At 41.5% G+C, this 11,950-nt stretch carries 9 protein-coding genes; 4 read left to right on the forward strand and 5 right to left on the reverse strand.

What is annotated here, in order from left to right; translation table 11 throughout:
* Positions 1-2 precede the first annotated feature (2 nt).
* Entirely contained in the window at positions 3-1,403 is a 1,401-nt protein-coding gene (locus FQ608_RS07410) for an efflux transporter outer membrane subunit (RefSeq protein WP_158857189.1), read from the forward strand.
* A 103-nt stretch (positions 1,404-1,506) separates the two neighbouring features.
* Here FQ608_RS07410 and FQ608_RS07415 read toward each other — a convergent pair whose 3' ends face one another.
* Complete coding sequence (locus tag FQ608_RS07415; RefSeq protein ID WP_158857190.1) at positions 1,507-2,520, reverse strand: LLM class flavin-dependent oxidoreductase; 1,014 nt, start codon at positions 2,518-2,520, stop codon at positions 1,507-1,509.
* 520 nt (positions 2,521-3,040) lie between these two features.
* Between FQ608_RS07415 and FQ608_RS07420 the strand changes: the two genes are divergently transcribed.
* From FQ608_RS07420 to FQ608_RS07430, 3 genes are read left to right on the forward strand one after another with little or no spacing between them, the layout of a single operon-like run.
* On the forward strand, positions 3,041-3,607 hold the full coding sequence (locus tag FQ608_RS07420) for a YceI family protein (RefSeq protein ID WP_158857191.1): 567 nt from the start codon (positions 3,041-3,043) through the stop codon (positions 3,605-3,607).
* Positions 3,608-3,616: 9 nt separating this feature from the next.
* A complete protein-coding gene (locus FQ608_RS07425) occupies positions 3,617-4,906 on the forward strand; it encodes a hypothetical protein (protein ID WP_158857192.1) in 1,290 nt (429 codons plus the stop codon).
* 17 nt (positions 4,907-4,923) lie between these two features.
* On the forward strand, positions 4,924-5,451 hold the full coding sequence (locus FQ608_RS07430; RefSeq protein WP_158857193.1) for a hypothetical protein: 528 nt from the start codon (positions 4,924-4,926) through the stop codon (positions 5,449-5,451).
* A 28-nt stretch (positions 5,452-5,479) separates the two neighbouring features.
* Here FQ608_RS07430 and FQ608_RS07435 read toward each other — a convergent pair whose 3' ends face one another.
* The 4 genes from FQ608_RS07435 to FQ608_RS07450 are packed head-to-tail and all read right to left on the reverse strand — an operon-like array spanning position 5,480 to position 11,778.
* A complete protein-coding gene (locus tag FQ608_RS07435) occupies positions 5,480-7,120 on the reverse strand; it encodes a hypothetical protein (protein WP_158857194.1) in 1,641 nt (546 codons plus the stop codon).
* Positions 7,121-7,126: 6 nt separating this feature from the next.
* Positions 7,127-8,281 carry a DUF4249 domain-containing protein gene (locus FQ608_RS07440; protein ID WP_158857195.1) on the reverse strand — a complete coding sequence of 385 codons (1,155 nt, stop codon included), beginning with the start codon at positions 8,279-8,281 and terminating at the stop codon, positions 7,127-7,129.
* Between the two features lie 4 nt (positions 8,282-8,285).
* The gene (locus FQ608_RS07445) at positions 8,286-11,051 is read right to left on the reverse strand and encodes a carboxypeptidase-like regulatory domain-containing protein (RefSeq protein ID WP_317168902.1); all 2,766 of its coding nucleotides are present in this window, start codon (positions 11,049-11,051) and stop codon (positions 8,286-8,288) included.
* Positions 11,035-11,778: a hypothetical protein gene (locus FQ608_RS07450; protein ID WP_158857196.1), complete on the reverse strand. Its 744-nt coding sequence runs from the start codon at positions 11,776-11,778 to the stop codon at positions 11,035-11,037. Before FQ608_RS07450 ends, FQ608_RS07445 begins: the two co-directional genes overlap by 17 nt.
* Between the last annotated feature and the right edge of the window lie 172 nt (positions 11,779-11,950).

Genomic DNA, 11,950 nt, shown 5'->3' on the forward strand with positions numbered 1-11,950 from the left:
TAATGAACACACGTGCATTAACAAAATTGGTATATATTCCAGTACTCGTAGTCGCCATGTCTTCCTGTTTTACAGCCAAAACATATGATAGGCCCCAAGTAGTGGAAGAGGCCAATTTCCGAACCGACAAGCTTTCCCAAGATAGTTTGAATATTGCGCAACTTTCGTGGAAAGAGCTTTTTCTCGACGAAAAATTGGTGAATTTGATAGAGTTGGGGCTCCAAAACAATCTTGATGTGAGGATTGCATTGCAGCAAATATTGGCTGCTGAATCGTATTTTAAGCAGGGTAAAGCTGGAAATATTCCCATGCTTTCTCTTAATCCACAGGTGACTCATCAGGAACTTTCCCGAAATAGCCAGTTCGGTGCCTTCTTTGACGGAGGAATCACTCAGTACGAGATTTCCGCAAACCTTTCATGGGAAGCAGACATTTGGGGTAAAATAAGAAGTACTCGCAGGGCTTTTGAAGCCGGCTATTTGCAATCCGTTGCAGCCCATCAAGCTATCAAAACTGAATTGATCTCTAGAATTGCCACCCACTACTTTCAGTTAATGGCATTGGATGAACAGCTGAAACTTACTAAGGAAACCATAGCGAACAGAGAAATCGCATTGGAGACAACCCAAGCCCTAAAGGAATCTGGGATTGTAACAGAGGTCGCCGTGAAGCAAACGGAAGCGCAGCTACATACAGCGAGAGTCCTGATGATTGACCTTGAATTGGAGATAAAATTACTGGAAAATACGTTGTCTATTCTAATAGGAGATGAACCCAAAGCGATTCAGCGAGCAAGTTTCGACGAACAGGAAATTAATCCGGAGTTGGGAATAGGGTTTCCTCTGCAGTTGTTGAGAAACCGGCCTGATGTGATTGCCGCGGAGTTTGGACTGGTGAATGCATTTGAGCTTACAAATGTAGCGAGAAGCAGTTTTTACCCCAGTCTCACCATTTCGGCAACTTCCGGTTTACAAAGTTTGCAGTTTGATCGATTGTTCAGTCTTAATTCTGTTTTTGCGAGCTTTATTGGGGGACTGACGCAACCCATCCTCAATGGAAGAAGAATACAAACGGCGTATGAGGTTTCCCTCACACAACAGGAACAGGCTTATCTGGAATTTAGACGGACCATATTATCCGCCAGCAAAGAAGTTTCAGATGCCCTGTATACCTTTGAAGCTTCTGAGCGAAGGATAAGTGCGAAAAATTTAGAATTCCAAGCCTATGATATCTCTATAGAATATTCGGAGGAATTATTGGACAATGGGATAGGGAATTTTCTGGAAGTCCTGACGGCGAGAGAAAATGCGCTGAATTCGGAATTGGGACTTATCAATGCGCGATTAAGCCAATATGGAGCGATAGTTGAGCTGTATCGGGCACTAGGTGGAGGTTGGCAATAATTTTAATCTTTGAAAACAATGTCGATAAATTATTTTTTTTGTTGATGATGAACGTGATCTCCCGACTAGAAATGGCCGGGAGATCAGTTTTTAGCATGGAATCTTAACTAAGAACTTGCCTACCTGAAAACGCATGCATCATTTCTGACAATAACTCATATGATCTTAGCCTGTCTTCTTGATTGTAGATATTGGTAGTGACCATCAACTCATCAATTCCCGATTTATCCATGAATTTTTCCAATTGACTTTTTACAGTGGCTGGACTACCAATGAATGTATATGCCATCATTTGTTGAATTGCTGCCGCCTCTTCTCGGGACCAAATACGATCCATGGATGTCACGGGTTTTTTCAGCGGGTAAGATCTACCTCTGATAATTCCCAGCGCCATCTGATAAAAGGAGGTCGCCATGAAATGCGCTTCCTCGTCTGAATCTGCTAAAATTATGTTTACACATGAAATGAAATAGGGAGAAGACAACTGCTCCGATGCTACGAAGTTCTTCTTGTAGTAGTCAGCTGCCTGTATGAAATAAGTTGGTGCGAAATGGCTTGCAAATACATAGGGCAATCCCCTTTCGGCTGCCAAAACCGCACTGCTCATACTGGATCCCAATAGGTACATGGGCACATTCAAACCTTCCGCCGGAAAGGCACGTACGGGAGCATCAAAATTATCATCCGAAAAAAAACGTTTAAGATCTTCCAAGTCCTGCGGAAACTCTTGTACGCTTTCCATCCTTCCCCTTCGAAGAACGGCTGCGGTACGCTGGTCAGTTCCCGGCGCACGTCCCAATCCAAGATCTATTCGACCGGGATAGAGGGTTTCCAAAAACCCAATTTGTTCGGCAACCATCAATGGGCTGTGGTTGGGAAGCATAATTCCACCGGATCCTATCCGTATGCTCTTTGTTCCCTGGGCAAGGTAGCCCATAAGCAGGGTAGGAGCGGAGCTGCCTACATAAGCCATGTTGTGATGTTCGGCTACCCAAAAACGGTTATAGCCCCATTTTTCAGCATGTTGGGCAAGTTCCAAGCTTCTTTTATAGGCATCTTGGGCATTGTGATCTTCTTTGATAATGGCTAAATCAAGGATGGAATAGGGTATAGGCATGTTATAATTTTCAGGATTGTCTTGGAGATAAAACCGGAGGAAAGGTAAATTCGTTCCTGAAAATTATTTCATCTTATTAGGACAATTTTTCGATGTAGCGCAAACCGATCACCCTGTTCAATAGAACGTGTTTATATGAGTTCTACTATTCCATATATATATAAAATTGTATTATAGAAAGTAGAGAGATTTCTTGTGCTAAGTTCCGGCAAAACCCAGTTATAAAAGTAAGTTACTACAAAATTAAATTTTAATAATTTAAAATTTCCTGTTGAAAATTCTTCTAGATTTTTTTATCCAAAAGATCTAATTTGAATTAAAGTTCTTCTTAACCTTCTATATATCAATATAATATATAGCAAATGAATGGTGCTGAAAACTCTCATGTATTTTACTGACTTTGGTCATGTTTCAGGGGGATTATCCTGCCTAATTTTGATTCATAATTTGATAGTTGAGAAAAAATAGCTCATTGATCAGATTAAATTTCATATGTTTCACCTAATCCGACATAAATATTATGCAATTTTTAAGACACATATTTCTTATAGCCCTGACTATGGGAATCGTCCTCTCAGGGTTTTCACAGCAAGAATACCGAATAGAAGGTAAGCCGAATTTGAAAGTTTCTGGAACTTCAACACTCCACGACTGGGATATGATTTCGGAGCAGGCAAGCGGAAATGCAAAACTAACAGTAAGTGGGGGAAACCTAAGTGCTATACAGGCAGCGAACTTTTCCATGCCGGCGGAGTCTATCAAAAGCGGGAAGCGACAAATGGACACGAACGCATATAAGGCACTTCTGACCGACAAACACAAGCAAGTCAGTTTCGTAATGACTGAGGCAAAGAAGGACGGAAACAAGTGGCTGATTTCAGGAATGTTGGAACTTGCGGGAATGAAGAAACCCGTAACCTTTACTGCTGACACAAAGGCGAGTGGCAACCTGATCACATTTACTTCGGTCACCTCCTTCAAATTAACAGCCTTTGGAGTTGAACCGCCTACAGCGATGCTGGGAACCATCAAAACAGGTGATGATGTCACCTTAACCGTAGAAATGACTTTAAAACCAATATTATAGAACTATTTTATGAAAAAGAGCGCGTTATTATTCGGACTAGCCGGACTTTTGTCCACAGGCTTAATGGCCCAAAACGACAGGGATATGCAGTTTTGGAGATCCTATGACCAACGGGGGATCAATGTTTTTGAAACTGGTAAAGCGGATACTGTGGCTTTTGACGGGGTGAAAGTACGGCTTGGAGGCGCTTTTGCACAGCAGTTTCAGTCACTCAGTCATTCCAATAGTGCAACAGTAATACGAAATGACAATGGTGTCAACGTCAATCAATTGATGGATATTGGCTCGGGGTTTAATTTGGCAACGGCCAACCTCAATATCGACGTCGCACTGGCAGACGGGATACGGTTAAATTTGGTGACCTACCTTTCCTCTAGACACCATCCAGAATCATGGGTAAAAGGAGGTTATCTGCAGATAGACAAGTTGCCCTTCCTCAACAGTGAAGTGTTTGACCAAATCATGGAGAAAGTCACTGTTAAGGTCGGCCACATGGAAATCAACTATGGTGATGCCCATTTTCGCAGATCTGATAACGGTAATGCCTTTTACAATCCGTTTATCGGCAACTATATTATGGATGCCTTTACTACAGAAATTGGCGGCGAAGTTATATTCCAAGACAACGGGTTTATAGCCGTAGCGTCCTTGACCGGCGGAGAAATACAGGGCGGTGTAACCAATCCTGGTGTCAGAAGGGCAAGTTTTATAGGCAAATTAGGCTACGACAAAGCACTTAGTGATGACCTAAGGGTGAGATTGACTGGGTCCATTTATACAACAGGAGGCTCAGTTAACAATACCCTCTGGTCTGGAGACCGAGCAGGCTCAAGGTATTATATGGTAATGGAGAACACAATGGCCACCACTGCGGCACAATTTACTTCGGGAAGATTTAATCCCGGAATGAGAAGCAATGTAACAGCGCTGGTTTTAAATCCCTTCGTGAAATTCCAAAAGTTGGAATTATTTGGTAATATTGAACAGTCCAAAGGCAAAGCAGCCAACGAATCCACCGACAGAACCTGGAATCAATTGGGGGTGGATGCTGTTTATCGGTTTGGCTTGGAAGATATGTTCTATGTGGCGGGAAGGTACAATGAAGTCAGCGGTTCATTACCAGGCGGCATAGAATCCAGCATAAACAGGATCCAAGTCGGTGGAGGTTGGTTTATCACCAAAAACATACTTGCCAAACTTGAGTATGTCAACCAAATTTACAGCGACTTCGCGACAACGGATATCCGCAACGGAGGTAAATTCAGCGGTCTAATGATTGAAGGCGTGATAGCGTTCTAATAATTAACTAAATACAAATGCGTATCGCTTGGTTTTTCATTCTCGGAATCTTAATTATGGCAAATGCTCCGGTAGATGAGCAGTTTGTCATCAAACAAAGGGAAATCAAAGTGAAGGGAATTACTTCCTTCGGTAAATTTGAGTGCTCCTACGGAAATGAAAAGCTTGGCGATACGCTTTATACAGGTGAAGTTCCAAAATCAAAACGAATACATTTTGTCATCGAAGTAGAAGATTTTGGTTGCGGAAATTTTTTATTAAATAGGGATTTCAAAAGCACCATAAAAGCGTCAGAGCACCCAACCTGCCTAGTGACAGTAAACGCTATGTACCGTCAACGCCAACATTTTTTAAGTAATATAGAAGTCAACTTGGCTGGTAAGTTCCTCTCTTTGGAGGATGTTGTGTTTACTCAAAAAAATAAGGAGCTTACAGGTGAAATTAGTCTTTCTTTTGATCAATTGGACCTAGTGGCACCAGCAAAGTTTGGAGGTTTAATCCAGGTAGATGACAACCTTGTCCTTGAAATTATATTGGGGATATAGCCCATTCCAAATAGTCTGCGTTGAACGGCTAATAGATTTGGATTATTTTTTCTTTTCGTACTGAATCAATTGAAGTTTTCCCCCATTTAGTAATTGTTACTTTATAGGCTCCTTTCAGTACTGGTATGGGAATAGTTATATTCTCATTTCCCCCTTTCAAGGTGAGCGTTTTCCATAGTAAAAGACTCCCCAACGAGGAAAGTTGTTGATCTACTGGGGCATATTCAATAGGAGTCAATGGAAATTGGATGCCTTTATAAGCAAGAAAAAGCGCATTTTTTGGAAGGTCATATTTTCCAAAATCATTATCAAAGGATGTCAGTGCAATGGCGCCTTCAAAAAGTTTGTGATTCAAATATAATTCCCTGTTTAGAATTTCCATCTGCTTTATCCCCAACGGATTAAATTTGGAGAAGGCATCATTATCTAAGATGGGTAGCCCATCAATTAGTATTAGCGGATTCATTTTGAAAACCTGATTCGCCGGTTTGTTGATACTTCTAAAGACTGTTTTCCGATCCTCCCTTCGTACCAAAACCTCTGGAACATATTCCCGGATCACCGTGGCCATATCGTCAAAACGGTTGTAATCGTCCAAAAGATAGGACCTATCTGGTAGAAAAAGCCTTGGATTGGAAGGAATGGGCTCAGGAGACCAGTATTGAAAGTAGGATGCGGCTTGACTAGCTACCATTCTTTCCTGAAGAAAACTCAATGAAGATTCTGAAAAACTCAAATAGGGGATTATAAATTCTTCTGTGGGTTTTTGTTGCCAGAATGGAGATTCCACCACAAAATTTAATTGTTCTTTATCGGCGTCAGACTGGACGATGACATAATTAAAATGAGAAAAATCCCCAGTTTCAAAAAATACATCTCCAGTAGAACGGGCCTTTCCGATTATAAACTTAGATTCCAGACCATGCGCAGAAAGAAAAAACGTTTCTGTGGTATCGATCACGCGCTCCAAGCTTTTGCCATGAATGATATGTCCAAATATTTCGGAAATATAGTTTTTCGGTTCAGGCTGTGCGTCGTAAAGTTTTTCTTCCCTTAGCGTTGGAATAAGTGGAAACTCTCCTTGATATGAGATGGATGTGGTCAACACATCCGAAGGTTGTCCCAGCAATTGAAGGCTTATCTTTTCATCATCCAATGTGTGTTCAAATAGTTGCGAACTATTGTCGGAAATAGCGGTGCTTGCCTTTGAAAGAAAAGTATCATTTACAGGCTTTGCTCCAGATACTGGGGGAATAAGTGGATTTACAATACCGATAAGTTGGTGGAAAACTCCATTTTGAGGAGAATAATACGGGCTGTTTCGGGTATAAATACGTAGTAAATAATAGTCGGAAGGTAGGTTGTCCGGTATGGTAAGATACCCACCGGCCTGGCCAAATCTTAATGCCGTCAATTCTTGGACTACAGGTACATAATCCCTATTCAATAGTTCCATGTAGGCTACTTTGGAAGGAGTGGGTCTACCTTCATGGGTAGCCATAATCTGGACCCATAGCTTCTCATTGGGCATGAGGTATTCTTCTGAAATGGTAGCCGTCACGGTTTCCTCAAGCGTGATTTCTTGGGAGTAACTGGAAAGAAAAGGCATAATCCATATGCCCAAAAGACAAAGTATGCAGTTTAGCCTATGACACAACGTTTTTTTCATGGTTCGTTAAAATTCATATTCTTCCCAAAAAGATGGGGGATTAGCATTACCCCTTAGCCTGCAGTCAGTGCAATTGACCGTGGTTGACAGGTAGGTCGTACATATCGGCCCGTCACAAACGGGTAAGACGGGGACATAATTATTGAGAACAAAATAATCATTATAGTCATCCCTGATTACTGTATCCAAGGCACAATTTTGGTATTCCGGTATGAAAACCCTCCAAGGACCGAGGTCCCTACTATCAATGTACATCCGTTTTTCTATGGTTTGTCCGGCACTGATATATCCAATTACAGGTTGTTCTGGGTTTGTTAAATTATTTACATTACTGTTAATTAAAGAAGGAAGCGGACTGAAAATGCCTCCAATATCGTCTGAGTTTTTACGCATACCATCCCAAAAAATAAACGCATCCTGGTCTATTGCCCGTTGTTTGACAAGTATGCTGTACCGTTGACCCAATTTTTCGGAGAGAGAATCTATCCGCTGGATTTCTTTTTTGGAAATTCGGTTTCCCTGAAACCTATCTGCGGATTCTAATATAATGCGAGTGGAAACATCACTTTGAAAGCAACTTAAAACAATTTGGCTAAAGGGAGTGGATAGAACGGTTCTTCTTTCTGAGTCATAATAATAGAAGTTTTGATAGGGACTTCTATATTCCCAATCCTCCTCATATTCCCATACAAAATACCGCACATTTTCTGTGCCTGTAGTGCTGGCATATATACTGACTCCTCCGTCTCTACGTTCGTAATTCAACTCCATATCTGCCGGCGTATCCATTGGATTGATTTCATCAGAAAGGTACTCAGCCGTCGGTGTAGTTATCCGAACCCGATAGTTTTGGTTGGCGGGAAGCTCGTCGTTTAGAAGATATTCACCCAAGAACCGCTGGAAAAAAACCCACTTACCAGACTCTGTCCCTTCCACTTCGACTATCGCATTCGAAACAGGCAAAGCGCGGATATCGCTATAAATCGGAGTAGTCCGACTAAGGGAAATTTTACTGCCTGAGGAACCCACTTCCAGATACCCTTCCACCACCAAGAGTTGGTAGTCTATTTCTGTTACAGCAGGCTCAAACGGCTCTCTACAACCTACGATGCAAAGCCATAGAATCGCAAAAAGAAATATGCCGGATGAAATACCTTTCATGCTTTTAAAATTTAAAATTGTATGTAATAAACGGAATAGGCTGCGCAAATATGGAGAGTTGATATCCTTGTAAGACACCCTGAACAGGTGCAAAATAAACCGAGTATGGGTTGCTTCTGCCCAGGAGATTGTATATGCCCAGTGACCAGGAAGCGTGGGCAAGCTTACGAATGCGGTGGTTTCCTTCAATGTTTACGGAAAAATCTACCCTGAAGTAATCCGGTATCCGGTGTTCATTTCTATCTGAGTAAAAAACCCTGTCAGAGCCACCGTATTGGAATTTGGCAATGGGTAGCGTTATGGGTCTTCCAGTACTGTAATTGGTGTTTAGCGAGGTATTGATCCGCTTAGTAAATTCAAAGTTGGCAGCGACCATGATATCATGGGGTTGGTCAAAATTGCTCGGATAGAAGGCTCCGTCATTGATTTGCTCACCGATTTCGTCTACCGATGTTCTCAACTGAGAGCGGGAATAGGTGTAGCTAACCCATCCGTTGAGTTTTCCTACCGTTTTCTTTGCCATAAATTCCACGCCATATGCTTTTCCTGTTGTATTCAAAATGTCCTGCTCTATAGCTTGGTTCAGCAGTAAAGTTGCTCCGCTTCCAAAATCCACCAGATTGCGTAGGCGACGATAGTACACTTCCACGGATGTTTCGACGGTATTGTTTTTTAGATTTTTGAAAAACCCTACAGAAACCTGTTCCCCCAACTGAGGAGCTACGTGGGGATCACTTAGCTTCCAAGTGTCTGTTGGGGAAATGGCTGCGGTATTGGTGAGCATGTGTAGGTGTTGCCTACCCGTATTGAATCCTGCTTTGATGGATGTGAAATTATCGATTGCATAACGGGCGGAAATTCTTGCCTCCGGTCCATGATAGGTATGTATGATATCCCCTGCCTGGTAGGTGTCTTGACCGTTTATAGTGGATTCTGATCTGATTTCTCCGGGAATATATCTGGTGACTTCCTGAGGTCCGAGGTAATTATAGATGACATACCGAACCCCATAGTTGACCATCCAGTTGGAGTTAATTTCGAATTCGTCACCTATATAAATAGCTGATTCCAAGCTTTGTTCGGGCTGAACTTCTTCCGGCAACACTAAGGATTCCTCTCCTTTAGGTACTAGGGTACCGGCTGCCAATTTATACCTGACATGATTCATCCCAAAACTCAGTCGGTGCTTGTCATTTAATTCATAGGTAAAATGGTTTCTCCAATGGCTTTGATTCATGGAAAATCCATAATCAAACGCATTCAAGGGATCTAAATCTCCGTTTATATTGAATCCATAATAATCATGGCCTAGGGTAAACTCTCCTTCCAGACGGTCATTAAAATAATGTATCCATCGAATATTGGCATTTTGATTTTGGTAGGAAAATGAGGTATCCCGATCAAACCTGAAGAAATCCCTGCTTCCATAGAGCGAGAGTTGAAGCTCATTTTTTTCGTCTATGACGTGGCTTACATTCAGATTCAGGTCATAGAAAGATGCCCTGCTATCCCTAAATTCAGACTCTTCGTCCAAAAGCCCGAATAGCCAGTTGGAGTAAGTCGTCCTGCCTCCCATGGCAAACGAGGTCTTTTCTCCCAACGGACCTTCCAAATAAAGGCGACTGGTCATCGGCCCTATACCTCCGCCCCCTTCGATTTTTTCCTTATTGCCGTATTTTGCTTTCACATCCAGCACAGAGGACAACCTGCCCCCATATTCAACCGGAATACCGGCCTTATATAGATCCACACTCTCAATCATATCGGAGTTAAAAGCAGAAAATAGCCCGAATAAGTGGGAGGGATTGTAAATGGTTGCGTTGTTAAACAGGATAAGGTTTTGGTCGGCAGCGCCTCCGCGCACATTGAATCCCACACTTGCTTCGCCTACTGTTTTGACACCGGGAAGGGTGAGTATGGCTTTTAATACATCAACTTCACCCAACACAGCCGGAAGTTTCTTCATTGAGGTGACTGTGATGCTTTCCAGCCCCATTTCGGGTCTTTCTATGTTTGCGGATTTTTCGGAAGTGACGGTTACCTCCATCAGAGAGATGATATTGTCATCCATGGATACATCCAAGTTACCGTCACCAAGCAAATTTATTTGTCGCTGTTCCTGATACGCACCGAAGTTCTGAATAATAAGAGTATGTCGACCTTTTGATAAGCGTATGCTATAGTTGCCATTTTCATCCGTGATGCCTCTGACGTCATTTCCAGCGCTATAAACCAAGGCACCTATTATGGGATTTCCCGATTCTTCGCTAATTACTTTTCCTTGCAACAGCCCTTCCGAGGGGGACACACTCCGCTGTGGAGTGCCGATGTCCCAAAGTTTGTTTTTGGCAAAAACCCTGTCCTGAGAAAGCTGGGAGCTATCCCCGCTTGCTTGGGTAGTTTCGAAAATTTGCTGTTGGAAAAAGGATTTGGGAAACTGAACACGAAGTGGCTGGCCTTTTGTAATAAATACCCGCTTTTGGGAATCAATGCTAAATCTCAATTCCGTACCTGAGAAAATTCTCCTTAATATATCGTCAAGCGGATTACCAGTTGCGCTGATGTTGACTGTGAGACTATCCACCTCTGTGGATTTAAAATAGAACGTGAAATTGTATCTGTCTTCTATTTGCCGAGCGAACCGATCAAATGTCAGTCCAGAAAAAATTCCGCTGATTTTTTCTTCTTGAATCTCTTGTCCTAATGAAGGAAAAGCAAAACCAAAAACTAAGATCACTAAATAAAACCAGACCCTAATCAACATTGTCATAGGTTTTTAATGCGTTATTCACCACAACCTTTAAGTAAGCCTCTTTATTTTTCTTGAATTTCAAGTTGTTTCGTTTCAATTCTGGTCGAATTTCCCTCTTCGTAACCTGAAGTAGCCTAAAGGCATCTTTCTTTTTTCTGACAGGGTGGAATTCATTTTCCAATTCGATATAATATTTTTGGTTTTCAAAAAACTTGTTATAGGGAGTCATCGGTGAACTATCCTTGACAATTTCTTTATAATGCTTACAAAAGAGTCCAATATTTCCTTGGACGATTTCCCTGTAAAAACCGTTTCCGTGATAAAAAGAACTAATGTCTTTGTTAACTTTTATGAAAGTACTACTATCGCCCAATATAAACTTCTCTATTTTATCCGGATCCAAGATGGTCTTTTGGTTTTTTATTGGCGAAATGGTGATCACCAAATCATTTACTATATCATATTGTAATGGAGTCTCAGAATACCTGAATCCACTGATTGTGATTTTTCCGTTACCAAGGAGTTGATTGTTATAAAACGGGTGCCCATCCACATGCCGATCTTCTTGAATATATTGCGCGCCAACGTGGATTTCAGGAAAATAAGAGGAAATCTCCTGATAGGGAGCAACGAATTTAATTTCGCCGTCGAAAACTTGTCCGCATAGATTTGAGCCTGAACTAAAAAAAAGTAGAAAACTCGCAAACAACCACTTATTGCGTAAGAGCCAAACTATTCCATTCATTTAAATTTATTTCAAAAGTTGAATTTCCACTACTAAAAGAAATAGCAATAAACATATTTTTTTTAAAAAATCAGATTCATTTGATCAGGAATTTTTATTTTTCCCTAAACTTTTAATATTCCTTTCAGCCGCTAACCTTCCAGGTTTTGTCGATATTCTGTTATTTGTTCGA

This window comes from Lunatibacter salilacus, from assembly GCF_009797935.1.
Lineage (GTDB): Bacteria > Bacteroidota > Bacteroidia > Cytophagales > Cyclobacteriaceae > Lunatibacter > Lunatibacter salilacus.

What these genes read in the sequence shown, in the direction of transcription:
- FQ608_RS07415 (WP_158857190.1), bottom strand. Translation starts at nt 2,520, where the DNA reads ATGCCTATACCCTATTCCATCCTTGATTTAGCCATTATCAAAGAAGAT.
- FQ608_RS07420 (WP_158857191.1), top strand. Translation starts at nt 3,041, where the DNA reads ATGCAATTTTTAAGACACATATTTCTTATAGCCCTGACTATGGGAATC.
- FQ608_RS07425 (WP_158857192.1), top strand. Translation starts at nt 3,617, where the DNA reads ATGAAAAAGAGCGCGTTATTATTCGGACTAGCCGGACTTTTGTCCACA.
- FQ608_RS07445 (WP_317168902.1), bottom strand. Translation starts at nt 11,051, where the DNA reads ATGACAATGTTGATTAGGGTCTGGTTTTATTTAGTGATCTTAGTTTTT.
- FQ608_RS07450 (WP_158857196.1), bottom strand. Translation starts at nt 11,778, where the DNA reads ATGAATGGAATAGTTTGGCTCTTACGCAATAAGTGGTTGTTTGCGAGT.
- FQ608_RS07435 (WP_158857194.1), bottom strand. Translation starts at nt 7,120, where the DNA reads ATGAAAAAAACGTTGTGTCATAGGCTAAACTGCATACTTTGTCTTTTG.
- FQ608_RS07440 (WP_158857195.1), bottom strand. Translation starts at nt 8,281, where the DNA reads ATGAAAGGTATTTCATCCGGCATATTTCTTTTTGCGATTCTATGGCTT.
- FQ608_RS07410 (WP_158857189.1), top strand. Translation starts at nt 3, where the DNA reads ATGAACACACGTGCATTAACAAAATTGGTATATATTCCAGTACTCGTA.
- FQ608_RS07430 (WP_158857193.1), top strand. Translation starts at nt 4,924, where the DNA reads ATGCGTATCGCTTGGTTTTTCATTCTCGGAATCTTAATTATGGCAAAT.